The sequence below is a fragment of the Brevirhabdus sp. genome, from assembly GCF_052826345.1.
In genome coordinates, this window is the sequence record NZ_JBRBUA010000068.1 from 1 (window position 1) to 25,519 (window position 25,519).

The 25,519-nt window shown below is 66.2% G+C and carries 21 protein-coding genes, 1 tRNA gene and 2 pseudogenes; 14 read left to right on the plus strand and 10 right to left on the minus strand.

Features of this window, described 5'->3' with window-relative positions:
• Positions 1-9: 9 nt before the first annotated feature.
• Positions 10-1,130: pseudogene (locus tag ACU0BR_RS08480) on the plus strand (tripartite tricarboxylate transporter permease).
• A 142-nt stretch (positions 1,131-1,272) separates the two neighbouring features.
• On the opposite strand, the gene ACU0BR_RS08485 reads toward ACU0BR_RS08480, so the two are convergent.
• Together ACU0BR_RS08485 and ACU0BR_RS08490 are read right to left on the minus strand one after the other, a co-directional pair.
• On the minus strand, positions 1,273-2,109 hold the full coding sequence (locus tag ACU0BR_RS08485) for a DUF3883 domain-containing protein (protein WP_446156409.1): 837 nt from the start codon (positions 2,107-2,109) through the stop codon (positions 1,273-1,275).
• A gap of 171 nt (positions 2,110-2,280) precedes the next feature.
• Positions 2,281-2,370 (minus strand) — tRNA-Ser (locus ACU0BR_RS08490).
• Between the two features lie 361 nt (positions 2,371-2,731).
• Between ACU0BR_RS08490 and ACU0BR_RS08495 the strand changes: the two genes are divergently transcribed.
• From ACU0BR_RS08495 to ACU0BR_RS08525, 7 genes are all read left to right on the plus strand, one after another.
• Positions 2,732-3,616 (plus strand): SPOR domain-containing protein, encoded by an 885-nt coding sequence (locus tag ACU0BR_RS08495; RefSeq protein WP_446156410.1) that lies wholly within the window; start codon positions 2,732-2,734, stop codon positions 3,614-3,616.
• A gap of 78 nt (positions 3,617-3,694) precedes the next feature.
• Positions 3,695-4,810 (plus strand): D-alanyl-D-alanine carboxypeptidase family protein, encoded by a 1,116-nt coding sequence (locus ACU0BR_RS08500; RefSeq protein WP_446156429.1) that lies wholly within the window; start codon positions 3,695-3,697, stop codon positions 4,808-4,810.
• Positions 4,810-5,436, plus strand: coding sequence for a dTMP kinase (gene tmk, locus ACU0BR_RS08505; RefSeq protein ID WP_446156411.1), 627 nt, complete (start codon positions 4,810-4,812; stop codon positions 5,434-5,436). The genes ACU0BR_RS08500 and tmk overlap by 1 nt, the downstream gene beginning before the upstream one ends.
• On the plus strand, positions 5,433-6,596 hold the full coding sequence (locus ACU0BR_RS08510; protein WP_446156412.1) for a DNA polymerase III subunit delta': 1,164 nt from the start codon (positions 5,433-5,435) through the stop codon (positions 6,594-6,596). Before tmk ends, ACU0BR_RS08510 begins: the two co-directional genes overlap by 4 nt.
• A 6-nt stretch (positions 6,597-6,602) precedes the next feature.
• Positions 6,603-7,442, plus strand: a complete 840-nt coding sequence (locus ACU0BR_RS08515) for a TatD family hydrolase (protein WP_446156413.1) — start codon at positions 6,603-6,605, stop codon at positions 7,440-7,442.
• Positions 7,439-8,239 (plus strand): MBL fold metallo-hydrolase, encoded by an 801-nt coding sequence (locus ACU0BR_RS08520; RefSeq protein WP_446156414.1) that lies wholly within the window; start codon positions 7,439-7,441, stop codon positions 8,237-8,239. Before ACU0BR_RS08515 ends, ACU0BR_RS08520 begins: the two co-directional genes overlap by 4 nt.
• Before the next feature lie 9 nt (positions 8,240-8,248).
• Positions 8,249-9,178 (plus strand): AEC family transporter, encoded by a 930-nt coding sequence (locus ACU0BR_RS08525; RefSeq protein WP_446156415.1) that lies wholly within the window; start codon positions 8,249-8,251, stop codon positions 9,176-9,178.
• A 75-nt stretch (positions 9,179-9,253) separates the two neighbouring features.
• Here the strand turns inward: ACU0BR_RS08525 and ACU0BR_RS08530 are convergent.
• The 8 genes and pseudogenes from ACU0BR_RS08530 to ACU0BR_RS08565 form a co-directional block, all read right to left on the minus strand.
• Positions 9,254-10,114: pseudogene (locus tag ACU0BR_RS08530) on the minus strand (ABC transporter permease); the annotation flags it as partial.
• Positions 10,115-10,116: 2 nt separating this feature from the next.
• Positions 10,117-11,742 carry an ABC transporter permease gene (locus ACU0BR_RS08535; RefSeq protein ID WP_446156416.1) on the minus strand — a complete coding sequence of 542 codons (1,626 nt, stop codon included), beginning with the start codon at positions 11,740-11,742 and terminating at the stop codon, positions 10,117-10,119.
• A gap of 96 nt (positions 11,743-11,838) precedes the next feature.
• Complete coding sequence (locus tag ACU0BR_RS08540) at positions 11,839-12,960, minus strand: extracellular solute-binding protein (protein ID WP_446156417.1); 1,122 nt, start codon at positions 12,958-12,960, stop codon at positions 11,839-11,841.
• Between the two features lie 79 nt (positions 12,961-13,039).
• On the minus strand, positions 13,040-14,140 hold the full coding sequence (locus ACU0BR_RS08545) for an ABC transporter ATP-binding protein (protein WP_446156418.1): 1,101 nt from the start codon (positions 14,138-14,140) through the stop codon (positions 13,040-13,042).
• Positions 14,141-14,471: 331 nt separating this feature from the next.
• Positions 14,472-15,662: an FAD-dependent monooxygenase gene (locus ACU0BR_RS08550; protein WP_446156419.1), complete on the minus strand. Its 1,191-nt coding sequence runs from the start codon at positions 15,660-15,662 to the stop codon at positions 14,472-14,474.
• Between the two features lie 76 nt (positions 15,663-15,738).
• Complete coding sequence (locus ACU0BR_RS08555; protein WP_446156420.1) at positions 15,739-15,996, minus strand: hypothetical protein; 258 nt, start codon at positions 15,994-15,996, stop codon at positions 15,739-15,741.
• Between the two features lie 117 nt (positions 15,997-16,113).
• A complete protein-coding gene (locus ACU0BR_RS08560; RefSeq protein ID WP_446156421.1) occupies positions 16,114-18,081 on the minus strand; it encodes an HWE histidine kinase domain-containing protein in 1,968 nt (655 codons plus the stop codon).
• On the minus strand, positions 18,017-18,718 hold the full coding sequence (locus tag ACU0BR_RS08565; RefSeq protein WP_446156422.1) for a hypothetical protein: 702 nt from the start codon (positions 18,716-18,718) through the stop codon (positions 18,017-18,019). The genes ACU0BR_RS08560 and ACU0BR_RS08565 overlap by 65 nt, the downstream gene beginning before the upstream one ends.
• Before the next feature lie 302 nt (positions 18,719-19,020).
• Here ACU0BR_RS08565 and ACU0BR_RS08570 point away from each other — a divergent pair, with 302 nt between their 5' ends.
• From ACU0BR_RS08570 to ACU0BR_RS08595, 6 genes are all read left to right on the plus strand, one after another.
• The gene (locus ACU0BR_RS08570) at positions 19,021-20,010 is read left to right on the plus strand and encodes a cytochrome c oxidase subunit II (protein ID WP_446156423.1); all 990 of its coding nucleotides are present in this window, start codon (positions 19,021-19,023) and stop codon (positions 20,008-20,010) included.
• Complete coding sequence (gene ctaD / locus ACU0BR_RS08575; protein ID WP_446156424.1) at positions 20,007-22,604, plus strand: cytochrome c oxidase subunit I; 2,598 nt, start codon at positions 20,007-20,009, stop codon at positions 22,602-22,604. The genes ACU0BR_RS08570 and ctaD overlap by 4 nt, the downstream gene beginning before the upstream one ends.
• Before the next feature lies 1 nt (position 22,605).
• On the plus strand, positions 22,606-23,034 hold the full coding sequence (locus ACU0BR_RS08580) for a hypothetical protein (protein ID WP_446156425.1): 429 nt from the start codon (positions 22,606-22,608) through the stop codon (positions 23,032-23,034).
• On the plus strand, positions 23,031-23,624 hold the full coding sequence (locus ACU0BR_RS08585; protein WP_446156426.1) for a cytochrome c oxidase assembly protein: 594 nt from the start codon (positions 23,031-23,033) through the stop codon (positions 23,622-23,624). The genes ACU0BR_RS08580 and ACU0BR_RS08585 overlap by 4 nt, the downstream gene beginning before the upstream one ends.
• The gene (locus tag ACU0BR_RS08590; protein WP_446156427.1) at positions 23,611-24,723 is read left to right on the plus strand and encodes a c-type cytochrome; all 1,113 of its coding nucleotides are present in this window, start codon (positions 23,611-23,613) and stop codon (positions 24,721-24,723) included. Before ACU0BR_RS08585 ends, ACU0BR_RS08590 begins: the two co-directional genes overlap by 14 nt.
• Before the next feature lie 158 nt (positions 24,724-24,881).
• On the plus strand, positions 24,882-25,519 hold a 638-nt coding region (locus tag ACU0BR_RS08595), incomplete at its 3' end, for a hypothetical protein (RefSeq protein ID WP_446156428.1).

Below are 25,519 nucleotides of genomic sequence, written 5' to 3' on the forward strand. Positions count from 1 at the left end.
CTGTTCAAGGTGGCGCTGCTGTTCGGGCCGGCGGAATATTTCGAGCTGTTAACCCTGGCCTTTGCCACGCTGTGCGGCATCTCGGCAACCAACCAGGCTAAATCGGACTTTCACGCGGCGCTGGGGCTGGGGCTGGCGATGGTGGGCGTGGACACGCAGACCGGCGTGCCGCGGTTCACCTTCGGCGAGGTGCATCTTTATGACGGGATCGATTTCCTGGTCGCCATCGTGGGGCTTTTCGCCCTGTCGGAGGTGTTCATCTTTCTCGAACACCGCGACGAGGGCGCCGCCGCCGCCAAACCCGCGATGAAGATCGGCAGGATCGTTCCCAGCCTGTCGCTGATCCGCCATTGCACGCCCACCATGCTGCGCACGACGGGGCTGGGGTTCATCGCGGGCGTGCTGCCGGGGGCCGGCGCCTCGCTGGGGTCCTTCATCTCCTACTCGATGGAAAAGAAGCTGGTCGACCGCGACGGCACCTTCGGCACCGGCGACCCGCGGGCGTGGCCGCGCCCGAGGCGGGCAACAACGCCGCCGCGGGCGGCGCGCTGGTGCCGATGCTGGCGCTGGGGGTGCCCGGATCGGGCACCACGGCGGTGCTGCTGGCGGTGCTGCTGTCGCTCAACATCACGCCGGGGCCGCTGCTGTTCACGCAGAACCCCGATGTGGTCTGGGGGCTGATCGCGGCGCTGTTCATCGCCAACTTCATGCTGCTCTTCATGAACATCCCGCTGGTGGGGCTGTTCACCCGCGTGCTGCTGGTGCCGCCGCGCATCCTGATGCCGGTGGTGGCGATGATCTCCTTCGTCGGGATCTACGGGATTTCCGGGTCGAGCTTCGATTTGATGGTGATGGTGGGCTTCGGCATCCTGGGCTGGGTGCTGCGCAAGCTGGACGTGCCGCTGGTGCCGATCATCCTGGGCACGCTGCTGGGCAATGCGATGGAATCGAACCTGCGCCGCGCGATCACCATCGACAATGGCAACTGGTGGACGCTGGTCGACACGCCGCTTGCCCTGTCGCTCTGGGCTATCGCGGTGGTGGGGTTCGTGCTGCCGATCGTCTTTGGCCGCGTGCTGAAGCGCAAGATGCGCACCGCCCGCGACGAGGAAAGCGCGCTGATCGACTGAGGCGGCCTGGCCTGCGATATGCCTGCGGCGCGGATATTTTCGCGACAATGAGGTGGTGACGGAGGCAGACCCGGCGCGCTGGCGCCCTGGGACAGGCTTGGGCGGGGCTTGGAACGGGGCTTGGAACGGGGAGCCGACCGCCTCAGTGAAAGCTGGCCTGAAAGCTCGTGGCGGTCAGCGACACGTGGGAATCCAGCGGCGGGCGCAGCTCGAACGCCCTGGGTTCGCGGGAAAAATGATAAAGCCGCATGAGGCACCAGTGAGCGCGCCGCTCCTCGGCCACGGCCAGCTCGTTGCGCGTGATGTGGAAGGGGGTACGCTCCCAGCCGTTGGTCGTCTTCACTTCGATCAAACGGGGTCGGCCATCCGGGGCGAAACTCGCGATGTCGTAGCCCGCGCCGTCGCCATCCTCCTCCGACACCCAGCGCACCTTGCGCGCCAGATCGTCCCGTCCTGCCATCCGCAATGACGCGCCTTCATGCGCAAGCACGCGTTTCTCGCCAGCCCGCCCGAGGGCGCGGTTGCGCTCGTCCCGGCCTGCCACGTCGAACTTGCGGGCGATGTGCAGCATCTGCTCCAGCTCCTGCGGCGGTGGCTGGTTCGACAGTGTCGGCGGCGGCCCGACCCAGATCGGCGCGGCATCGGCCAGACCGGTCGCCGGTCGCGCGGCAGGACGGCGCCCGAGCCAGGCCGGGTTCAGCGCCAGCCAGCGCGCCACGGCATCCACGAGGGTCACCTGAAAGTTGAATGCGGGCTTGTAGCCTAGAATCCAGTCTTCTCCGAGCCCTTTCAAGACAGCGCTGATGTTCTGGTGCTTGAACTCGACGGCCCCCTCGGACCGCGCGTTCAGCAGCGGCAGCAGCGCACGGCGATGCGCGGCCTTGCTGTAGCGGCGCGCGGCGATGTCGTCGGCCAGCATCGCGAAGTAATCCGCGACGATCAGGTCGTTCTCTTCATCCGTCCAGGGCCCGGTCGACATTCCGCCAGGCTATGGGCGCGCGGACTGTTTGTCATCAGAGACTTCCGCCAGCCTCCTGCCCCGCTTCGAACGCTGCCGCCGGACCCGGGAACCGGCCGCTGCCGACGCCCTTTGAAGCACACGGGAAAAAGGCCCCAAGCGGGGCTCTTGCACGGATGCGGTGTCTGAATGTGGCGGAGGAGGTGGGATTCGAACCCACGGTAGACTTTCACCTACGTCGGTTTTCAAGACCGGTGCAATCGACCACTCTGCCACTCCTCCGACAGGGGCTGATTAGACGCAACGCGACGATTCTGAAAGCTTGGTTTTGCCGCTCCGCAAGGCGATACGCAAGGCCGGGGCACAAGGCGGGGGGCACAAGGCGGGGGCGCCTGTGTGGCCGGGCGGTTTTGGGCGTGCCTCGGCCCTGCCCGCCGTGAAAGGCCGAAATTTGCGCAGATCGTAGCCCGAGGCTTTCCTTGCGGCGGGTGGGCCGGTAGGATCGCCCCGCGCGAGCGCTGCGGATGGGCGTGGCTTCGTGTCGGAACGGACGACCCGCGCCGGGTGACACGGCAAGAAAAACCGCGCAGGCGGTCGAAGGGGACAGAGCGATGACAGGCAGGGCGATGACAGGCAGGATTTCATGACAGGCAGGACAATGCTGCGCCTGACGGCGGCGTTGGGCGTGATGGCAGCCGTCGGCGGCTGCGCGGGGGGCGCGGACCTGAGCTTTCTCAAGGGCAAGACGGGCGGCGGCGACGGGCAGGTCAGCACCTCCACCCGGCTGGTGGAACGCGATGTCGAGGCGCCCGACGTCTTTCAGGCCACGGAATCCGGCCTGTGGGACGGGCGCCCGTCGCTGGGCGGCGTCTGGGTGGCGCATCCCGACGCCACCGACCCCGAACGCGTCATCATCCGCAACGAGGCCAATGGCAAATTCGTCATCGGCGCGTTGTTCCGGCGCGAGCGGGAAAACCCCGGCCCGCGCCTGCAGCTGTCGTCGGATGCCGCCGACGCGCTGGGCGTTCTGGCCGGGCAGCCGACCAAACTGAACGTGACCGCCCTGCGCAAGGAAGAGGTCCAGACCGCCACCCCGGCGGACGGCGGAACAGGAACGGCGCCGGAACAGGCGGCCACCCTGCCCGCCCCCGCGCCGATCCAATCCGCCACGCTGGCCCCGGCGGCCGGTGGCGTGGCCGCGCCCCTGCCGGAGGTTTCGGCGCCCGCGGGACCCTCGGCGGAGGCCGCACCGGGGGCCGCCGCGGCCCCCGCCCGGCCGGAGCGGAAATCGAAGCTCAGTCAGCCCTATATCCAGATCGGGTTTTACAGCATCGAGGAAAACGCCGATCGGGCCGGCGCGCAGCTGCGCCGCGCGGGCATCGTGCCGACGATCCGCAGGCAGACCACAAGCGGCAAGACCTTCTGGCGCGTTCTGGTGGGCCCCGCCGCCACCAGCGCCGAACGCGCCGCACTGCTGGGCACCATCAAGGCGCGCGGCTATAAAGACGCCTATTTCGTAACCGATTGATCCGTTCGGGAGGACATCCCCTTGGCACCACAACGCAACCTCTTCATCGCTCTCGTTCTGCTCGTCGCGGGCTGGACGATGCCGGTCCTGTCGCAGGCGGCGTTCGAAACGCGCGCGGGCGCGGCCTATGTGCTCGACTACAACACCGGCGCGGTGCTGATGGAAAAAAACGCGGAAACCCCGCTGCCGCCCGCGTCGATGTCCAAGCTGATGACGCTGAACATGTTGTTCGAGGCGCTGGAGGACGGGCGGGTCGACATGGACACGCGGTTCCGTGTCTCGACCCGCGCCAAGAACATGGGCGGGTCCACCATGTTCCTCAATGAGCGTGATCGCCCCACCGTCAAGCAGCTGATCCAGGGCATCATCGTGCTGTCGGGCAACGACGCCTGCGTCGTGGTGGCCGAGGGGCTGGCGGGCAGCGAGGACGCCTTTGCCCGCTCGATGACCGCGCGCGCCAAGGAGCTGGGGATGACCGATTCCACCTTCGCCAACGCCAGCGGCTGGCCCGACCCCAACCAGCGGATGAGCATGCGGGATCTGGGCGTGCTGGCCAATCGGCTGATAAAGCATTTCCCCGAATACTACAGCTTTTTCGGACTCAAGGAATTTCCCTTCGACGGGCGCGCGCCCGACAACAGGTTCAACCGCAACCCGCTGCTGAGCCTGGGCATCGGTGCCGACGGGTTGAAAACCGGCCACACCAGCGAAGCGGGCTATGGCCTCGTGGGGTCGGCGGTGCAGGGCAATCGGCGCATCGTCTTCGTCATCAGCGGGCTGAATTCCGAAACCGAGCGCGCCGAAGAGGCCGAGCGCATCGTCAGCTGGGCCTTTCGCCAGTTCGTGGAAAAGACCGTGATGAAGAAAGGCTCGCGGCTGGCACAGGCCCCTGTCTGGATGGGCGAGGCCGCGCAGGTCGGGCTGATCGCCGATCAGGATCTGACGCTGCTGGTGCCCGCCTCCTCGCAGGATGAGATCAAGGCCACGATCGAATACACCGGCCCCATCGCCGCGCCCATTGCCAAGGGCGACAAGGTGGCCGAGCTGGTGATCAGCGTGCCCGGCCAGCCCGACGTGCGCCACCCTGCCCTGGCAGAGGCCGATGTGGCGCCCGGCGGGTTCGTCAAACGGATGCAGACCGCGGCAGAGGTTCTGTTGCGCGGGATCGCCGGAGAGGCCGCAGCGCTTTACTGATGACCAGCGAAGAAGGCCTTTTCGTCACCTTCGAGGGCATCGACGGGTCGGGCAAATCCACGCAGGCGCGGCTGCTGGCCGAGGCGCTGATCGCTGCCGGGCACGACCCGCTGCTGACGCGTGAACCCGGCGGCTCGCCGGGAGCGGAGGAAATCCGCCGTCTGCTGGTCGAAGGCCCGCCTGAGCGCTGGTCGGCGGAAACCGAGATCCTGCTGTTCACCGCCGCCAGGCGCGATCACCTCGAAAAGACCATCGCCCCCGCGCTGGCGGCGGGAAAAATCGTGATCAGCGACCGTTTCGTCGATTCCACCCGCGTCTATCAGGGGGCCGTGCGCGGCGCGTTGCGCGCCATGGTCGATGAGCTGCACTGCCGCATGATCGGGCGGGAGGCCGATATCACCTTGGTGATCGACATGCAGGCCGATGCCGCGCTGTCGCGCGGGCTGGCGCGCCGCAGCGGCGAGGACCGCTTCGAGGATTTCGGCGGCGCCTTTCAGCAGCGGCTGCGCCAGGGCTTTCTGGATCTGGCAGCCGAATTTCCCGCACGCTGCCACGTGGTCGAGGGCGCGCGCCCTGTGCAGGACGTTGCCCGGCAGGTCTGGTCGATCCTGGAGCGATCGGCATGAGCGGGCAGAGCGAACCCGACCGGGTGCCGGGCGCGCCGCATCCGCGCAACACGCAGCGGCTTTTCGGCCAGCAGCACGCGGAACAGGCTTTTCTGGAGGCGTTGAACGAGGACCGGCTGCATCACGGATGGCTGATCACCGGGCCGCAGGGCGTGGGCAAGGCCACGCTGGCCTGGCGGATCGCGCGCTACCTGCGGGCCAACCCGCCCGCGCCGGGGCCCGCGCTCCTTCCGCCCGCGGTTGCGGGATCTCTCGATGTCGGCGCGGACCACCCCGTCAGCCGCCGTATCGCCGCCCTGTCGGAGCCGGGCCTTTTCCTGCTGCGCCGTCCGACCGATGCCAAGACCGGGCGCATCCGGCAGGAAATCACCGTCGACGAGGTGCGCCGCCTGAAGGGGTTCGCCTCGCTCAGCGCCACCGACGGCGGCCGCCGTGTGGTGATCGTGGACAGCGCCGACGCGCTGAACACCTCGGCCGCCAACGCACTGCTGAAACTGCTGGAGGAGCCGCCCGCGGACACCGTGATCCTGATGGTCAGCCATCAGCCTTCACGGCTGTTGCCGACGATCCGCTCACGCTGCCGGGTGTTGCGCTGCCACGCGCTGCCCCCCGACGAGATGGCGGCCGCGCTGCACGCCGCGCTGACAGCTTCGAAGTCGGATTCGGACGGGGGCGGCGCGAAAGATGTCGCACCCGACACCCCGCAGGCTGCCGCCCTGGCGGAGCTTGCGGGCGGCTCGGTCGGCCGGGCCTTGCAGCTGCTCAACCTCGACGGGCTGGCCGCCTATGGCGCGATGGTGGATCTGTTCGCCGGTATGCCGCGCATGGATCGCGGCAAGGCGCTGGCGCTGGCCGACAAGGCCGCCGCCCGCGGCGCCGAGGACCGGCTGAGCCTCACGCTGTCGCTGTTCGAGCTGTTCCTGTCGCGGCTGGCCCGCAGCGGCGTCGCCCCCTACCCCGTGCAGGCCGCGAAGGGGGAAAGCACCCTTTTCGCCCGGCTCTGCCCTTCGGCCGACGCGGCGCGGGCCTGGGCCGAGCTTGCGCAGACGCTGTCGGCGCGGGCGGCGCACGGGCGGGCGGTCAACCTTGACCCCGCCGCGCTCATCCTTGATATGGTCTTCAGGATCGATCAGTTGGCGGCGCGATGGGCCGCCCGATAAGGCGCCATGACCCAGCAGACGAACAGCCAGCTCTCCGACACCTCGCGCGCCCCGGTGCTCGTCGACAGCCACTGCCATCTGGATTTCCCCGATTTCGACGGCGAGCGTGACGATCTGATCGCGCGCGCCGCCGCGGCGGGCGTGGCGCGGATGGTCACCATCTGCACCCGGCTGCGCCAGGCGGATCGGGTGCGCGCCCTGGCCGAGGCCCATGCGCCCGTGTTCTGGGCCGCCGGCACCCACCCGATGAGCGCCGCCGAGGAGCCGCTGGCCCGCGTCGAGGATCTGACGGAGCTCGCGCGGCATCCGAAATTCGTCGGCATCGGCGAGACCGGGCTCGATTACCATTACACCGCCGACAGCAAGCCCGTGCAGCAGGAAAGCCTGCGCATCCATATCGAAGCCGCCCGCCGCAGCGGGCTGCCACTTATCATCCACGCCCGCGACGCGGATGAGGACATGGCGCGCATCCTTTCCGAGGAACATCGCGCCGGCGCCTATGACTGTGTCATGCATTGCTTTTCCAGCGGCGCCGCGCTGGCGCAGACCGCGCTGGAGCTGGGGTTCTACCTGTCGATGTCGGGCATCGCGGCCTTTCCGAAAAGCGGCGCGCTGCGCGAGATCTTCGTCGCCGCCCCGCCGGAGCGGATCCTGGTGGAAACCGACAGCCCCTACCTGGCCCCCCCGCCCCACCGCGGCAAGCGCAACGAGCCCGCCTTCGTCGCGCATACCGCCGCCCGCGGCGCGGAGGCCTTCGGCATGAGACTCGAGGCCTTCGCCCGCCAGACCACCGATAATTTCGACCGGCTGTTCGCCAAGGCGGCGGCCTGGACGCCCGACGCATGACAAGCACGCGCCGCTTCACCATCCTGGGCTGCGGATCGTCGGGCGGCGTGCCGCGTCTGGGCGGGCTTTGGGGGGCGTGCGACCCGGCCAACCCCAAGAACCACCGCCGCCGCTGTTCCCTGCTGGTGGAACAGATGGGCCCGGACGGCACGACGCGGGTGTTGATCGACACCTCGCCCGATCTGCGTGCGCAGCTGCTGGACGCAGGCATCGGAACGCTGGACGCGGCGGTCTACACCCACGCTCATGCCGATCACGTCCACGGGATCGACGATCTGCGGATGATCGTGTTCAATCTGCGCGCGCGCCTGCCGGTCTGGGCCGACGATACCACGCAACGGGATCTGCTCAGCCGTTTCGGCTATGCCTTCGTGCAGCCGGAGAATTCGCAATATCCGCCGATCCTCGATCTGAACACGATCGACGCGCCCTTCGGCGTGACCGGCGCGGGGGGCACGATCGACTTCACCCCGTTCTCTGTGATCCACGGCAACATCAACGCGCTGGGATTCCGCATCGGCACGCTCGCCTATCTGCCCGATGTCTCCGCGATCCCCGACACCGTCTGGCCGCTGCTGCGCGGGCTGGATATCTGGATTCTGGATGCGCTCCGCCGCACGCCCCACCCCAGCCATGCGCATCTGGACCGCGCGCTGGGCTGGATGGAACGCGCCGCGCCGCGCCACGGCGTCCTGACCAACATGCACATCGACCTGGATTACGACGCCGTCCAGGCCGAAACGCCCGACCACATCGAGCCTGCCTATGATGGCATGACGATCACGCTGCCCGGCTGAGCGTACGCGATGGGCGAGCTCATCCAGGTGATCCTCCCGGTTTTCTCGGTGCTGGGCCTGGGCTTTCTGGCCGTGCGGCGCGACGTGTTCCGCGAGGAATGGATCGAAGGGCTGATGCAGTTCGCGCAGCGCTTCGCGCTGCCGTTGCTGCTGTTTCGCGCGATCTCCACGATGGATCTGCACCAGCTTCTGGAATGGCGGGTGATTGTCAGCTACTACGCGGGCGCCACGGCGGTCTTTGCGCTCGGCATCCTGGGCGCGCGGCTGCTTTTCGGGCGCGACTGGCAGGACAGCATCGTCATCGGCTTCGCCTGCCTTTTCGCCAACACGCTGCTGCTGGGCCTGCCCATCACGGAGCGCGCCTATGGCAGCGCGGCGCTGGTGGCCAATTACACCATCATCTCGATCCATTCGCCGTTCTGCTACGCGCTGGGGATCACCACGATGGAAATCGCGCGCAGCCGCTCGGCGGGCGTGTGGTCCACGGCCGGCTCGATCGCCAAGGCGATGCTGCGCAACACGCTGATCCTGGGTATCCTGGCCGGGTTCGTCGTGAACCTGACGGGGCTGCCGCAGCCGGAAATCTTCGTGCAGTCGGTCGATCTGCTGGTGCGCACCGCCCTGCCCGTCGCGCTGTTCGCGCTGGGCGGTGTGCTGGCGCGCTACCGCCCCGAGGGCGACCTGCGCACCATCGCCTTCATCGGGGCGATGTCGCTGCTGGTACACCCGACGCTGTCCTGGGGGATGGCGACGGCGGTGGGGCTTGACCGCGACGCGGTACGCTCGGTCATCCTGACGGCCTCTTCGGCGCCGGGGATAAACGCCTTCCTCTTCGCCAATATCTACGGCCGGGCCAAACGCGTCGCGGCGAGCGCGGTGTTGATGGGCACGGCCGGGTCGCTGCTGACCACATCGTTGTGGCTGGCGCTATTGCCCTGAGGGCGCCCGCGGGGGCCCCCGGGCGTCACGCCCCGCGACATTCTCCGCACGCGGCCCACGCCAAAGCCACGCAGATCAGCCCGGGCTCATGCCGCGCAGACGCTCGGAGCGGCGGCGCAGCAGCTCCACGACCGTCAGCAATGCGATGGAGATGGCGACCAGGATCGTGGCCACGGCCAGGATCGTCGGGCTGATCTGCTCCCTCAGGCCGATGAACATCTGCCAGGGCAGCGTCTTTTGACCGGCGGAGCCGACGAACAGCACCACGACCACCTCGTCGAAGGAGGTGATGAAGGCGAAAAGACCGCCCGAAATCACGCCTGGCAGGATCAGCGGCATCTGGATCTTGAAGAAGGTCCGCACCGGCCCCGCCCCCATGTTCGCCGCGGCGCGCGTCAGCGAATGGTCGAACCCCACCAGCGTCGCGGTGACGGTGATGATGACGAAGGGAATGCCAAGCGCGGCATGGGCCAGCACGACGCCGACATAGGTGCCCTGAAGCCCGATGCGCGAGTAGAAGAAATACATTCCCGCCGCCGAGATGATCAGCGGCACGATCATCGGCGAGATCAGGATCGCCATGATCACCCGCCGGAACGGCACGTGGCTCTGGCTGAGGCCCACCGCGGCCAGCGTGCCCAACCCCACCGAGATCAGCGTGGCGACCGGCGCGATCTGCACCGAGTTCTTCAGCGCCTGCTGCCAGTCGGGGTTGGTGAAGAAATCGCGGTAATGCTTCAGCGAATAGGCCTCCGGGTCGAAGGCCAGCATTCCCGGCGTGAAGGTGAAGAAGTTCTCGGCGTTGAAGCTGAGCGGAATGATCGTCAGGATCGGCGCGATCAGGAAAAAGAAGATCAGTCCGCAGATCACCAGGAACGCATAGTGCCAGATGCGCTGACCCAGGGTGGCATAGGGAGGCAGTTCCATTGTCGTTCTCCTTAACCCAGGGACACGTTGTCGATGCCGACGATCTTGTCGTAGGCCCAGTAAAGCAGCAGAACCACCACAAGCAGAATGGTCCCCAGCGCCGCCGCCAGCCCCCAGTTGAGCGAGCTGGAAATGTGATAGGCGATCCGGTTCGAGATGAAGGTACCCGTCGTGCCGCCGACCAGTTCGGGGGTGATGTAATAGCCGATCGACAGGATGAACACGAGGATGCTGCCCGCCCCGATGCCCGGCACCGACTGCGGGAAATAGACCCGCCAGAACGCGGTCCAATTGGTCGCGCCCAGCGATTTCGCGGCGCGGACATAGGTGGGCGGGATGGTCTTCATCACCGAATAGAGCGGCAGGATCATGAACGGCAGCAGGATATGCGTCATCGCCACGATCGTGCCGAACTGGTTGTTGATCATCACCAGCCGGTCGTTGTTGGCCACGATGCCCGCCCAGACCAGGATATCGTTGATCACCCCCTGCTGTTGCAGCAGGACCTTCCACGCCGAGGTGCGCACCAGCAGCGAGGTCCAGAACGGCAGCAGCACGAGGATCAGCAGCAGATTGGATTTGGACATCGGCAGGTTCGACAGCAGGAAGGCGATCGGATAGCCCAGCAGGATGCAGCTGCCCATGATCATCAGGCTCATGAACAGGGTACGCTTGAACAGCAGGATGTAGATCTGCTGATCCTGCGGTACGGGTTCGATGCCGCTGGGTGTCTTTTGCAGATCGACAGAGGCCAGGAAGTAGCCCGAAGTGTACTCGGACGAGAAGGACTTGATGGTGCCCCAGACCTTCTGGCTGCCCCAATCCTCATCGACCTTGATGAACAGATCCGAAAGCTTGACGGATTCGAAACCGGCGACGGCGGGTTGCGTCTTTTGCAACAGCGCCGCGCCCGGGCCGCTGTAGGCGGCGATGGCGTCGGCAGGCGTCTTGCCCAGGTCCCGGTAGAGCGAGGTATAGACGAAATCCCAAACCTTTTCGTCCGCGGGAACCTTGTCGTCGGCCCGCATGATTGAAATCCAGCCGTTGAAGCTCGACAATGTCTCGGGAAGGATCTTGCCGATACCATCGGCGGTCATCAGATCCATCCAGGTGGCGGTCTCGCCCCATGCGGGATCGAGCGCCGTGAATTGCTTGGTGTAGATGTCGGTGTCGAAACGGTCGACGCGACGGCCGGTCTTGCGGAACAGCGACGAGATGCCCGTGGTCTCATAGTTCAGGCGGCTGCCCAGCCGGGTGTGGGTCTTGAATTCGGCCGCGATCACCAGATCGGTATAAAGCGCGGCAAAGACGTCTTCGTCGGGGGTGCCCTCACCGTTCCAGTCGCGCAGGGCGACGACGGTTCGCGGCAGCGTTTCGGAAACGATCTGGTTCTCGACCGAGCGGAACAGCATGTCCGCGATGGGCGCGATGAAGGTGACCAGAACGAAGATCAGCAACGGCGCGATCAGCGCCAGGGCGCGCAGCTTTTGCGTCCGCAAAGCGCGGCGCAGGCTTTTTTTCAGAGGGGTGCCGTCGGCGGCGAGCACCGGACCGCTGTCGTCACTGTCGGCGATCCGCAGGCCGTCGTCGGGTGTGGGGGCGGTTCTGGCGGTTGTGGCGTCGGTCACGTCGGTCATCTTGTCCCCACAGGATTATTTTTCGTGCATTCGGATGGCATCATCTGACGAATGAGGTGGAGCGGGCCCGCAGGCCCGCTCCGTCGGCAGTGCGAATTACTTCGCCAGCCAGGCCTGGAATTTCGCGTCCAGATCGTCGCGGTAATCAGCCCACCACTCGTAGTTGTAGAGGAAGGTGTTGGTGGCATTTGCCGGATCGGTCGGCATGTGCGGCGCCATCTCGATACCCAGCTCGGCGTGCTTGCCGACCAGCGGGGCCGAGGATTTGCGCGCCGGACCGTAGGAGATGTACTTGGCCTGGTCGGCCAGCTTCTGCGTCGTGGTGGCGAACTTGACGAAATCAAGCGCGCGCGCCTTGCGGTCCTCGGGCAGGCCGGCAGGGATGATCCAGCCGTCGATGTCGAACACCTGAGCGTCCCACAGCATGGCGACGGGCTGCTTCTGCTCTTCGATCACGCTGAACAGACGGCCGTTGTAGGTGGAGCCCATGACGACCTCGCCATCGGCCAGCAGCTGGGGCGTATCGGCACCGGCGGACCACCAGACGACGCTGTCCTTGATGGTGTCGAGCTTCTTGAACGCGCGGTCCTGACCTTCGGGGGTTTCCAGAACGTCGTAGACCTCATCCTTGGCGACGCCGTCGCACAGCAGCGCCCATTCCATGTTGTTGATGGGGCGCTTTTCGAGGCTGCGCTGACCGGGGAATTTCTTCAGGTCGAACAGCGCGCAGATGTCCTTGGGGGTTTCGCCCTTCCAGTCGGCCACATCGGTGCGATAGCCGACGGTGGTGGAATAGACGATCTGCGGGATGAAGCAGTCGGACACCAGAAGATCGCCGAAATCCTCGGACGGGGTGGAGCCGTCATCGCCCTTGGCGAGAACCTTGTCGGCGTCGATTTCCATGGCCAGGCCTTCGTCGCACAGGCGGATGGCATCGGATGCGACAACGTCGACGACATCCCAGGTCACGTTGCCGGCCTCGTTCATGGCGCGCAGCTTGGCGACCGCCTCGTTCGAGGATTCATCGGTGATGACCTTAACGTTGGGGTTTTCGGCCTGATAGGGCTCGACATAGGCCTTGATCTGACTGTTCTGATAGGCGCCGCCCCAGGACACGATGGTCATGCTGTCGGCCATTTTCATGCCGTGGCTCTCGGCGAACACCGGCGCCGCGGCAAGCACCGCACCCGACATCAATAGCGTAGCTTTGAATTTCATGGTCTACTCCTTGTTCAGTTGTCCCGTCACTTCATTGTCCCCCGGCCCGCGGGCTGGGCATGTCGGGGGTATCGCGTGCTCAGGCGTCGAGCGCCCGGCAATCTTCGTGCCGCCAGCCGATCTCGATCATCTCGCCCGGCTTGAGGCGTTTCTGATCGGGGGCGTTGCGTGTCTTGATGATGAAATCGTCGTTCCCGGCCACGCGCAGGCGCGTGCGGTAAATATCGCCCATGTAAATGAATTCGAGCACTTCGGCCTTGAGGGTATGGGCATCGGGGTGCAGGCGCGACTTGTCGAATTCCACGCGCTCGGGGCGGATCGACACCAGCGTACGTTCGCCCACCTGCGAGACATTGACCGGCACGGTATCGATCAGCTCGCCGTTGTCGAGCCGGACGACGGCAGTGCCCGCGTCGATCTTTTCGACGGTGCCCATGAGGGTGTTGTTCTCACCGATGAACTGCGCGACGAAGCTGTTCTTGGGCTGCTCGTAAAGCTCATCCGGCGGGGCCAGCTGCTGGATGCGGCCATCCTCGAACACCGCGACGCGGTCGGACATGGTCAGCGCCTCGGTCTGGTCGTGGGTCACATAGACCACGGTGATGCCCAGCTCATGCGCCAGCTTGGTGATCTCGAACTGCAGCGTCTCGCGCAGCTGCTTGTCGAGCGCGCCCAGCGGCTCGTCCATCAGCACCAGCTCGGGCTCGAACACCAGCGCGCGGGCCAGGGCGATCCGCTGCTGCTGGCCGCCCGAAAGCTGCGCCGGACGCCGCCCGCCGAAATCGCCCATCTGAACGCGGTCGAGCGCGGTCTTGATCTTTTCCTCGCGCTCGGCCTTGCCGATCTTGCGCACTTCCAGCGGGAAGGCGAGGTTTTCGGCGACCGTCATATGCGGAAACAGCGCGTAGTTCTGGAACACCATGCCGATGCCGCGCTTGTGCGGCGGGATGTTGTTGATGGGCTTGCCATCCAGGCGGATCTCGCCGTGGGTGGCGGTCTCGAACCCGGCGAGCATCATCAGGCAGGTCGTCTTGCCCGACCCCGAGGGCCCCAGCATTGTCAGGAATTCACCCTTCGCCAGTGAGAGATTCAGATCCTTTACGACAAGCGTTTCGCCGTCATAGCTTTTCTGCACACGCTCGAATTCCACGAACGCATCGTCCGAATTTTGATTGGCCAAGGGCCGCTCCCTGATTGCCGACAGTTGGTCTGCCCATATTGTCCCACGACTAAATCAATCCGTCGGGCGATTTACAACAGGAAAGCCGAGGTTTTCCTGAAAACCGAACGGAAAGCGTCCAATAGCCCGATGACCCCTCGTTTTTAAGTCGCCTTGCCCCGTGAGGGCGCTCATTTCCGGCGATCTACCTTTTGAATGCGACCTTTCCCCAGACCGCAAATCGTGCCCGGCGCGCGGGGCCGAGCTGTCGAGCCCGCGCGCCGCGCCGCTTGTCGCCCCCTCCTCCCGCACGGGAAGGACGGCTGCGTCGTGCCGGCGGCGCGGGGCGGAATCACTCGGGCTTCGCGCCGTAGATCCAGTCCTGACGCCGGTGCAATATCCAGGGCGCCGCCGCGCCGGCCAGCCATGCCGGACCGAATGTGGCCGCGCGCGCCAGACGGCCGCGCCGGTGGAACAGCGTGAGGTTGCGCGCGGACATCGCCTGCACGCGGCTGGCCCGCGCGATGCGCGCCTGGAAATAGCCCGCGCACGCCTGGGGCACCGTGCGGCCCGCGGCGAGTTCGCGCTTGAGCGTCCGCGCCAGCACATGCGCGTCTTCCATCGCCTGAACCGCGCCCTGCGCCATCGAGGGAAGCATCGGATGCGCCGCATCGCCCAGCAACGCCACGGCGCCGTCGGTCCAGCGGTCCAGCGGCGCGCGGTCGAAGAGCGCCCAGCGGTAGATCTCTCCGCTTTCCTCCAGAATGCGGCGGATTGTGGGGGGAAACCCGCGAAAATCGCGCAGCGCCTGCCCGGGCTTGCCCGGAATGGCCCAGCCTTCGTGGCGCCAGTCGGCCTGCTCGACGATCCCGACGAAGTTCACCACCCGCCCGGCGCGCACCCGCGTCGTCACCGCATGGCACCCCTCGCCCGCCCAGATGCAGCCCGTCGGCCCCGGCGCGTCGCGCCCCAGCCGGTCGACCGGAACGAGGCTGCGCCACGCGACGTTGCCGGTGAAGCGCGGCCGCTCGGCGCCCAGCATCCGGCGACGCAGCACGGAATGCAGCCCGTCGGCCCCCACCACCAGATCACCCGCACGATCACTGCCGTCGGCCATGCGAACGCCCGCGCCGCCGGGTGAGGTGGTATAGGTCGACACCTGCGCGCCCGTCACCAGCGCCCCGGGCTGGCGCGCGGCCAGCGTGGCGGCAAGCGCTGCCTGCAAATCGGCACGGTGGATCTGAAAAAATCGAGCACCCCAACGGCGTTGCGCGTAATCTTTCATCCGAAGGCTGAAGATTTGCCTGCCGCTTTCACCCGCGCGCAGCTCTATCGCCTCGGGTTCGAACAGCTGATTTTCCAGCGCGGGCATGACGCCCAGTTCCTCCAGGATACGGGTGCCGTTGGGGCTGATCTGCACGCCCGCGCCCACCTCCGCCAGGGCGGGCGCGCGTTCCAGCACCTCGACCTGCCAGCCGATGCGATCGAGACAGAGCGCCGCCGTCAGCCCCCCGATCCCAGCCCCCACCACAATCGCCTTCATGCGGTTCTTCTCCGGTCGGCGTCTTTGCGGGCTGCGTCTTTGCGGGCAGTCGGCGCGCGTGCTGAGGGCGGCGCGCTCAGTCGTCCTGTCCTTCGGTGGGCGCGGGTTTCGTCACCGGGCGCCGCTGTGCGTCGACCTTGCGCCCGTCGGGCCGTTTGGTCACCTCCTGCTCGCGGGCGATCTTCAACTCCTCGCGCGAGGGCGGGTTGCCGCCCGCCTCCGCGTCGGTGCCCAGCGGGGCCGCGGCGGGATCGGGAAAGCCGACCTTGTCGCCCCCCTTGCCCCGGTCGATATCCTTGCGCAGACGGTCGCTGGTGTCACGTTCATCGCTCATGCTGTCCTCCTGGGGCCACTGCATCCGAACACCTGGCCGGTGCGAAAGTTCCGGCACGCCCCAGTACGCCCCAATACGCCCCTGCACGTCCCGGCCCCGCTCGCCTTGCGTCTGCCCCTATGCCAACATCCGCGACAGCGCCTGCGTCAACATCGTCTGATTGATGGGCTTGGTCAGGATCTGGACATCGGCCAGCGCGGCAGGCCGCTCGATATCGCTGCCGTAGCCGGTCACGAAACAGAAGGGCACGCCCAGATCCCTCAGCTTGAAGGCCAGCGGGAAAGGCACGTTGCCGCGCAGGTTCATGTCCAGCAGCGCGAAGTCGAAGCGCCCGGGGCGGATCATCCCGTCCGCCACATCGACGGTGCCTGCGGTCTTCACGTCGCTACAGCCCAGATGGCCCAGCGTTTCCGCCAGATCCATGGCCAGGACCATGTTGTCCTCGATCACGAGCGCGCGCGCCCCCTCGGCCACACGCCCCGTCCGCGCGTTCCCGCCGCCCTCCGGGCCGGAAGCCGCGTCGGGGCCTGCGTCGGGGCCCGCATCGGGGCGTGCGTTTTCATCGACCGCCACCAGCAATCCCGCATCGAGCTGGAAGGAAAACCGCACGCCCTGCGGATCGAAACTCAGCTCGGCCTTGCCGTCGAGTTCATAGGGGATGGCGCGTTCGATCAGGCTGCGCCCGAAGCCCTGCCGCTCCGGCGCCTTGACCGGCGGGCCACCCAGTTCCGACCAGTGCAGATCAAGCCCGCCCGCGTCGTTGAGCGACCAGACCACGCGCACCAGCCCCGCGGAATTCGACAGCGCGCCGTATTTGGCGGCATTGGTGACCAGCTCATGCAGCACCAGCGTGATCAGCGGCGCGACGTCGGCGCGGAAACCGACCGCAGGCCCGTCCAGCAACAGCTGCCCCGTCCCCGGCCGCACGTAGGGATCAAACTCGGTGGTCAAGATCGTACGCAGCGCCACGCCTTCGGTCGCATTCGACACCGCCAGATCATGCGCCGCCGCCAGCGCCGCAATGCGCTGTTCCAGCGCCAGCGCATAGCTTTCGAGCGACGTCGAGGACCGTCTGGCCTGCCGCGACAGCGATTTGATCAGCGCCAGGATATTCTTGACCCGGTGATTGAGCTCGGCAATCAGGATGTCCTGCTGACGTTGACGTCCCAGCGCGTCGCGCGACTGCGCGTCCCGACGGTCCCGGTCGTCGCGGCTGACGAGGTGCGACAGCATGACCCGCAGCTCCTCGGCGGTGGCAAGCTGGGCCTCGCTCCAGGCTTCGGCGTAGCCGCGACGCTCCTCGATATAGGCGGCGAAGGAGGCGCGCGGCGACAGGCGCGTCGTGGCGGCGGCCCCCGACATCTGCGCCTCGGGGTTGCCGGCCCATGTCAGCTTGCGCACGGTTTCCTCGCGGAAGAACATCAGCCGCAAGCGGCTGTGGTCGTCGGAGCCTATCACCAGGGCACCGGCGGAAGCCCCCGTATCGCATCCCGCGAGGGGCGCGAATTTGCTCAGGTTGTCGATATCGAGCAACATGTGATCGGATTCGCCGCCGCGCAGCGGCGCGAGGATCGCCAGCACGGGCGCGGGCGGCGTCGTTCCGTACGTCAGGGTCCGCTCGCCGCTGATGAGGGCCACGCCATCCGCTCCCAGCGCCTCGGTCAGGCGGGGCGCGAAATCCTCGAACTTCGCGACCAGCGCCGCCGCATCCGCGCCATCCGCCGCGATGGAGCGGCGCAGCTCCACCCCGATGCTGCGTCCGCGCGCCTTTTGCGCCTCGAGCGCCTGTTGCAGCAGCAGGGCGAACATCTGGCCGAAGATGTCCAGCGCCACGCGGATGTCGCCCGCCAGCGGCTTGGCCGTCATGTGATGGCCCGCGAACATGCCCCACAGCTTGCCGCCCACCACGATGCCCAGCGACATCGTGCCCTCGACCCGCATATTGCGCAGATATTCCAGATGCACCGGCGACACGCCGCGGGTATGGGCCAGCGACAGGTCGAGCGGCGGATTGGCCTCATCATCGGTCAGGATCGCGGCCGGGACGTGCTGCGCCTGCGGCAGGATGCGCAAGGGATGCCGCACCTGAAGCGCGCGCCTGCGTCGGCACGTCCCAGGCGGGATAGCGCAGGCCGAGAAAGCTTTCGACATCGCCGGACCGCACCTCGGCCACGACTTCGCCCTCGCCGTTGGGCTCATAGACATAGGCCTTCATCCGGTCGTATCCGGTCAGCTGTTGCAGCCCCGCTACCGCATAGCGCAGCATGTCGTCGATCTTGGGACGCGCGGCAAGTTCCGACAGGATCGCGCGCACCTGCTCCACCGGGTCGGTGCGGTCGGGATCATGCACTTCGCGCAGCAGCGGCTCGGCCTCGACCACGGCCAGACCGTCGGGATTGATGTGGCAATAAAACTCGATCTCGCGCCCCGCGAAGCTCGCGGCCCCCGCGCGTTGCCGCTGCCGCTGACTGGTGCGCAGGGTCAGGCGGTTGCGAATGCCATGCACAAGATCGCCCGGCAGCAGATCGACAATATCCCCGCCCAGGACCCGGGGCAGGTCGACGCCCAGCATCCCCGGCAAGTTGTCGCTGAAATAGCGAATGCGGCCCGATGCCTGGTCGAAGGCGAAAAGCGCTCCGAAAGGCTGGATCGCGCCGGGGGTATGGATCGGTTCACTCTCGCATTGCGCCAAAGCCAGAAGATCGGGCTTGATATCCGTCATACCGTTATATTTCTCGAACAGGCGCACGCGCGCTTCTCATTTTCTGAATGCAGGCAAACTAACGGCAGAATGCTTCTTTGCAACCGCGCCTTCCCAGAATAACGGAAAAAACTGCTTAACGCTATGTCATGGATTAACGCCAAATACCCCGATACTGGTTTTTACCTGTGCCGCAGCCGCGCAAGCAGCGGGTCGCGGCGGGCGACACGCCTGCCCCGCCCCCGAAACCCACTGGACAATCGCGCGCGCATTTCGCAGCCTTGGCTGATGTGCTGCTCCACCCCCGCCCGGGAAACCCTACAGTGACGTCAAGGACTTACCTCAGATATCCTGCGGCGCTGACGCTGCTGGCCGTGGCGGGCTGCGACGGGCCGCAGTCGGTGCTCGCCCCCGCGGGCCGCGAAGCCGGAGAGATGGCCAGCCTGTTCTGGGTGATGCTGGGCGGCGCGGTCTTGCTGTGGCTGCTGGTCAACGGGCTGTTTCTCTACGTCACCCGCATCAACCCGCGCAAGATGTCGCGCGGCTGGGCGGAGGCGCTGATCATCGGCGGCGGGATCGTCTTTCCGCTGGTGGTGATCACCTCGCTGCTGGGCTACGGGCTGTCGTCGATGCCGCAGCAGCGGCTGCCGGGCGACGGGCTGGTCATCAAGATCCGGGGTGAGGAATGGTGGTGGCGCGTCGAATACTGGCCCGAAGGCGCGGACAAGCCCATCGTCGCCGCCAATGAGCTGCGCCTGCCCGCAGGCCAGCGCACCGAGATCAAGCTGACGGCCAACAAGGTGATCCATTCGTTCTGGGTGCCCGCCATCGCGGGCAAGATGGATCTGATCCCCGGTCGTGAAAACCGCCTGTCGGTATTGCCGGAAAAGACCGGCGTGTTTCGCGGCCAATGCGCCGAATTCTGCGGTCTGTCGCACGCGCTGATGGCGTTTCGCGCCGTCGTGCTGAGCCCGGATGACTTCGACAGCTGGCTCAGGGCCGAGGCCGCCCCGGCAAGACCGCCCGCCGGGGGGGCGCCCGCCCGCGGGCGGGATCTGTTCCTGTCGCAGGGCTGCGGCGCCTGCCATACCGTGCGCGGCACGCCGGCCGCGGGGCGCAGCGGGCCGGATCTGACCCATGTGGGCAGCCGCCTGTCGCTGGCCGCGGGAACGCTGGCGCCGACGACGGAAAATCTGGTCAACTGGATCAGGCAGCCCGGCGCCATCAAACCCGGCGCCAAGATGCCCGCCTATGACGACCTGCCGCGGGCGGATCTCGCCGCGCTCGCGGCCTATCTGAAAGCACTCGAATGACCTTTGGCAATCGTCCCCGCCCCGATCGGCCCGAGCATCTGCGTCTGCCCGATCCCGAAGGGCCCTTCCCCCCGACCGAGGAAATGCTGAGCGAGCCGGTCCCCGAAGAGGTGCAGGAGCAGCAGCGCAAGCGCCTGCGCGCCGCGTGGAAGACCCCGCAGGGCTGGCGCTATTTCACCGCCGTCAACAATTCCGAAGTGGGCCGCTGGTACGCGCTGACGGCATTCGCCTTCTTCCTGCTGGCCGGGCTGCTGGCGCTGGCGATGCGGGTGCAGCTGTCGGTGCCGGAAAACGATTTCCTGACCTCGTCGCAGTTCAACCAGTTCTTCACGATGCACGGCTCGGCGATGATGTTCCTGTTCGCGGTGCCGATCTTCGAGTCGATCTCGATCCTGCTTCTGCCCGCCTTCCTGGGATCGCGCGACATGCCGTTCCCGCGGCTTTCGGCCTATGGATACTGGTGTTTCCTGATCGGCGGCATCTTCGTCATGGGTTCGTTGCTGTTCGGGGCCGCGCCCAGTTCCGGCTGGTTCATGTACCCGCCGCTCGCCACCGAGGTAGAGGGCATCGGCGCCGACATCTGGCTTTTGGGCCTGTCGTTCATCGAGGTGGCCTCCATCGCGGCGGCGGTCGAGCTGATCGTGGGCACGCTGAAATGCCGCCCGCCGGGGATGCGCATCAACATCATGCCGCTCTACGCGTGGTACGTTCTGGTCGTGGGGGGGATGATCCTCTTCGCCTTTCCGCCGCTGATCGCGGGCGATTTCCTGTTCGAGCTTCAGCGCTCCTTCGACTGGCCCTTTTTCGATCCCGAGCGCGGGGGCGACCCGCTGCTGTGGCAGCATCTGTTCTGGATCTTCGGTCACCCGGAGGTCTACATCGTCTTCCTGCCGTCCATCGCCATCGCCGCCATGGTGGTGCCCACCGCGGCGCAGCGGCCCATCGTGGGGTATTCGTGGATCGTGCTGTCGGCGGTGGGCACCGGGTTCATCAGCTTCGGGCTGTGGGTGCACCACATGTTCGCCACCGGGCTGCCCGCGCTCAGCCTAGGCTTTTTCTCCGCCGCGTCCGAGGCCGTGGTGATCCCCACCGGCATCCAGCTTTTCGCCTTCGTCGCCACGCTGATGGTGGGCCGCGTGAAGATGAGCCAGCCGATGCTGTGGATCGCGGGGGCGCTGGCGGTGTTCACCGCGGGCGGGCTGACCGGGGTGATGGTCGCCATCGCACCCTTCGACTGGCAGGTGCATGACACCTATTTCATCGTGGCGCATCTGCATTACACGCTGTTCGGCGGCATGGTCTTTCCGGTGATCGCGGGAATCTACTACTTCTATCCGTTCATCACCAAGAAACGCATGTCCGACCGGCTGTCGCGCTGGGCGTTCTGGCTGATCTTCTCGGGGTTCAACATCACCTTCCTGCCGATGCATCTGACCGGGCTGCTGGGGATGCCGCGCAGGGTCTATACCTATCCCGGCGATCTGGGCTGGAGCGGGCTGAACCTGATCTCGACCATCGGCGCCTTCATCATCGCGGCCGGTTTCGCGGTCTTCACCTGGGATCTGCTGCGCCCCAAGGGCAAGCAGCAGCTGACGCCGCGCAACCCCTGGAAGGGCGGCACGCTGGAATGGTCGCACGCCGTCCCGGCGGAGGCCTGGGGCGCGCGCTCGATCCCCTATGTCACCTCGCGCTATCCGCTGTGGGATCAGGAAAGGATCGTCGAGCGGATGGATGCGGGCCGCTACTACCTGCCCGACAGCAAGAAGGGCCTGCGCGAAACGCTCGTCACCTCGGTCATGGATGCGACGCCCGAATTCGTGGCGCGCATCACCGGGCCCGCCTGGATCACGATCTGGGCCGCACTTTTCACCGGCGGGGCGTTCATCTTTCCCACCTTCCACATGTATCCGCCCGCGATCGTCAGCGGCATCCTTGCCGTGGCCTGCATCATCTACTGGCTGTGGAGCGCGACCGCGCGCGTGCCAGAGGCGGACAGCATGGACGCGGGCCTGGGCCTGCGCCTGCCGGTCTATGCCTCGGGGCCCAAGGCGGTGGGCTGGTGGGGGGTGTGGATCACCATGCTGGGCGATACCACCGCCTTTGCCAGCCTGGTGTTCGGTTTCTTCTTCTACTGGACCGGGCGGCCCGATTTCCCGCCCGAGGGTGCGGTTCATGCCCAGCCGCTGCTGGTGGCGGCGGGGGTGACCGCGCTCGCCATAAGCTGGGCACTGACGGTGCAGGCGCGCAACGTCAACCGCCGCGGCAACGCGGGCGGCGCGCGGCTCGCGCTGATCGCCGGGACGGGCGCGGCGGTGCTGTCGGCGGCGGCCTTCATCCTGTCGCTGACGCTGCCCGACATGGACCCCAAGGCCCATGTCTATCCCGCCACGATCTGGGCGCTGACGATCTGGACGCTGGCCCATATCGGTGTGGGCATCATCATGCAGGGGTATTGTCTGGCGGGCAGCCTGGCGGGCAAGATGACGCCGAAATACGATGCCGATCTGGCGAACAGCACGCTGTTCTGGCATTTCCTGTGCCTGACCGGCGTGGTAACGGGCGCCGTGACCGGCCTGGCGCCCTGGGTGTTGTAGAATGGCGGATCGAGCACAAGGCAAACGCGGGGGCGAAGGCAACAGCGACGAAGCCGAGTTCCACGCCGAAAGCGACAGCCTGTGGCGGATCACGCTGTCGCCGGTGATCTGGGCGCTGCATTTTGTCACCGTCTACGGCGCCACGGCGATCTACTGCGCCAAGCTGGTGCCCGACGAAGGCGCGATCCTGGGGCTGCGCTACGGCATCGCCGCGGTCACGGTGGCGGCGGTGCTGGCGATCGTGCTGATCGGCTGGCGGTCGTGGAAACACTGGGGCTATCTCAAGACCCACGATTACCGGCATGAGCTGAGCGTGGTCGAACACCGCCACCGGTTCCTCGGACACGCTGCATTCCTGCTGTCGGTGATCTCGTTGATCGCGGTGCTTTATTCATCGCTGCCCGCCATATTCATCGGAAACTGCGCGTGACGGGCAGCGCCGCATATACGCTGGCGGCCGGGCTGCTGGCCGCCGTGGCCTGGGCCGCGCCGCTGATCGCGCCGCCACTGGCGGGGTTTCCCGCGCATATGCTGCGGCATATGGCGGTGGTGGCGGGCATCGCGCCCTTGCTGGCGCTGGTGATCCTGCGCCTGCCCGATCCACGCCCGCGGCGCTGGCTGGGGGTGCCGCCGATGATCGCGGCGGGGGCGGAATTCGCCATCGTCTGGGGCTGGCACCTGCCGGGGTTGCAGGCCTGGGCCGGACGCAGCGATGCCGCCTATGCGTTGCAACTGGCGATGTTTCTGGGCGCGGGGCTGGCGGTCTGGGGCGGCGCGCTGGTGGTCTCTCCGCTGCTGGGGGCGGGCACGATGTTGCTCACCAGCATGCACATGACCCTGCTGGGCGCGCTGCTGATCCTGGCGCCCGCGCCGCTTTACGGGCAATGGGCCGATCTTTGGGGACAGCAGGTGGGCGGGATGCTGATGCTCGGCATCGGCACACCTATCTATCTGATCGCGGGCCTGCGGCTCGTTTCTCTCGCACTCAGATCGAAGGAGCCCCGGCATGATCCGGCTTGATCGGCGCAGACTGAAAACCGTGGCGATGACGCTGGCGGTGCTGGCGGTGATCGGCGCGATCGGCGCGGTCGCCACCGTGGGGCTGGGGCTTTACAATGTTTCGGCGCGCAAGGGGCACTGGCCGGGCGTCAGCTGGGTTCTCAACACGACCTTTCGCAATTCCGCCCGCCTGCGCGATCCGGGCCCGGCGGCCGTGCCCGTCGATCTGGCCGACCCGCAGAGGGTCGCGCTGGGCGCGCGACATTTCCAGACCGGCTGCACCGTCTGTCACGGCACCCCCGGCGGCAACGACCGCAGCGCCACCACGCGCGCCATGGTCCCCGAGCCGCCCGCCATCGCCGAAGCCGTCGACAGCTGGGCCCCGGAGGAGATGTTCTGGGTCGTCTCGGAGGGGATCAAGATGAGTGGGATGCCGCACTGGCCCTCGTTGCGCGAGGACGACGTTTGGCCCGTCGTCTCCTTCCTGCGCGAGGCCGAAACCATGAGCGCGGCGGACTACCGCGCGCTGGTGGCCCCGGCCCCCGGCGCGGATGCGCGGGCCTCGGGCAGCGACCCGGAGGCCTATTGCGCAAGCTGCCACGGCGTCGACGGCAACAGCCGCAACAGCTTTATCCCGCGGCTCGATACGCTGTCGCTGCCCTACATCCGCACCGCGCTGGAGGCCTACGCCGGCGGGCGGCGGCAAAGCGGCGTGATGCAGCAGGCGGCGAGCCTGTTCGATGGCCCCACCTTGCAGCAGCTCGCCGAACGCATGGCCGCGCTGCCGACCGTGGATGCGCCCATCGACCCCGCGCCGGACCCCGCCTTGGTGAAAAAGGGCGCAGCATTGGCAAGCGCGCGCGGGCCCGACGACGATGTGGCCGCCTGCACCGCCTGCCACGGCCCCTGGCCCAGCGAAAGATCGCCGCTCTTCCCGCCGCTGGCCGGACAGGGCGTGTCCTATCTGACGACGCAGCTGAACCTGTGGCGCGAAGACAAGCGCGGAGGCGGCCCGAAGGCCGATCTGATGCGCAAGGCCGCCGAATGGCTGGAGGACGACGACGTCAAGGCGCTGGCCGCCTATTACGCCAGCCTGCCCCCGTCGGAGGGGACGCCGTAGGGCTGGCGTGAGGGTTTTGTGTTGGGAGGGATTAAATGCCGATTGCTTTAATACCTGGCGATAAAAAAAGGCACGAAATCCTCCCTCCGTTTTTGAGGCTTGCATTTCAGCAAAGTCCACCTAAACTCCGCATAATATTGTGGAGCGCTTGAAAAATCATGTTGGAAAACACCCAGAAGCTACGGGAAATAATCACTGAGAACCTCCGGATTCAAAGGCATAGCGATAGCGTAGAGTATGTTGATACTGACTCCCTTATTCTTGATTTGAAGGCGAGGCAAAATCACGCGATATTTGCGAGGCGCGGCTGCGGAAAAACCCTTTTAATGTTCAAGTCGGCAAAGGCAACCTCAGATGAGGTGAAAACTATTTACCTCAATTGTGAAGACTTTAAGCGACATAGTTTTCCTGATGTTCTGCTGGTGATATTGGAATCTGTATTTTTAGAACTACAGCAGAATTGTACAGGATGGTTTGGGCGAAAGCGACGACTGAAGGAAATACTATCTGAGGTAATCCAGGATATTGATGAAATCAAAAAGATGCCTGACGAAATTAGCAAATCAGTTTCTGTCGAGGCGGAACGATCCAAGAGATCTGGCCAGGGTGCGAATGCAGGCGGAAATTTCGAAGGCCTAGACTTGGGCATCAAATCGGATCAATCTACCACAGCATCCCTGCGAGTGGAGCAAACCTTCGAAGAACATCAGTCTAAGCTAAAAGATCTAGATCGAAAGCTGCCTGAATACAAAAGAAAAATTCGAGAGTTCTTCCAAATATCTGGCAAAGTAAAGTA

What these genes read in the sequence shown, in the direction of transcription:
- ACU0BR_RS08485 (WP_446156409.1), bottom strand. Translation starts at nt 2,109, where the DNA reads ATGTCGACCGGGCCCTGGACGGATGAAGAGAACGACCTGATCGTCGCG.
- ACU0BR_RS08495 (WP_446156410.1), top strand. Translation starts at nt 2,732, where the DNA reads ATGACAGGCAGGACAATGCTGCGCCTGACGGCGGCGTTGGGCGTGATG.
- ACU0BR_RS08500 (WP_446156429.1), top strand. Translation starts at nt 3,695, where the DNA reads ATGCCGGTCCTGTCGCAGGCGGCGTTCGAAACGCGCGCGGGCGCGGCC.
- tmk (WP_446156411.1), top strand. Translation starts at nt 4,810, where the DNA reads ATGACCAGCGAAGAAGGCCTTTTCGTCACCTTCGAGGGCATCGACGGG.
- ACU0BR_RS08510 (WP_446156412.1), top strand. Translation starts at nt 5,433, where the DNA reads ATGAGCGGGCAGAGCGAACCCGACCGGGTGCCGGGCGCGCCGCATCCG.
- ACU0BR_RS08515 (WP_446156413.1), top strand. Translation starts at nt 6,603, where the DNA reads ATGACCCAGCAGACGAACAGCCAGCTCTCCGACACCTCGCGCGCCCCG.
- ACU0BR_RS08520 (WP_446156414.1), top strand. Translation starts at nt 7,439, where the DNA reads ATGACAAGCACGCGCCGCTTCACCATCCTGGGCTGCGGATCGTCGGGC.
- ACU0BR_RS08525 (WP_446156415.1), top strand. Translation starts at nt 8,249, where the DNA reads ATGGGCGAGCTCATCCAGGTGATCCTCCCGGTTTTCTCGGTGCTGGGC.
- ACU0BR_RS08535 (WP_446156416.1), bottom strand. Translation starts at nt 11,742, where the DNA reads ATGACCGACGTGACCGACGCCACAACCGCCAGAACCGCCCCCACACCC.
- ACU0BR_RS08540 (WP_446156417.1), bottom strand. Translation starts at nt 12,960, where the DNA reads ATGAAATTCAAAGCTACGCTATTGATGTCGGGTGCGGTGCTTGCCGCG.
- ACU0BR_RS08550 (WP_446156419.1), bottom strand. Translation starts at nt 15,662, where the DNA reads ATGAAGGCGATTGTGGTGGGGGCTGGGATCGGGGGGCTGACGGCGGCG.
- ACU0BR_RS08555 (WP_446156420.1), bottom strand. Translation starts at nt 15,996, where the DNA reads ATGAGCGATGAACGTGACACCAGCGACCGTCTGCGCAAGGATATCGAC.
- ACU0BR_RS08565 (WP_446156422.1), bottom strand. Translation starts at nt 18,718, where the DNA reads ATGACGGATATCAAGCCCGATCTTCTGGCTTTGGCGCAATGCGAGAGT.
- ctaD (WP_446156424.1), top strand. Translation starts at nt 20,007, where the DNA reads ATGACCTTTGGCAATCGTCCCCGCCCCGATCGGCCCGAGCATCTGCGT.
- ACU0BR_RS08580 (WP_446156425.1), top strand. Translation starts at nt 22,606, where the DNA reads ATGGCGGATCGAGCACAAGGCAAACGCGGGGGCGAAGGCAACAGCGAC.
- ACU0BR_RS08590 (WP_446156427.1), top strand. Translation starts at nt 23,611, where the DNA reads ATGATCCGGCTTGATCGGCGCAGACTGAAAACCGTGGCGATGACGCTG.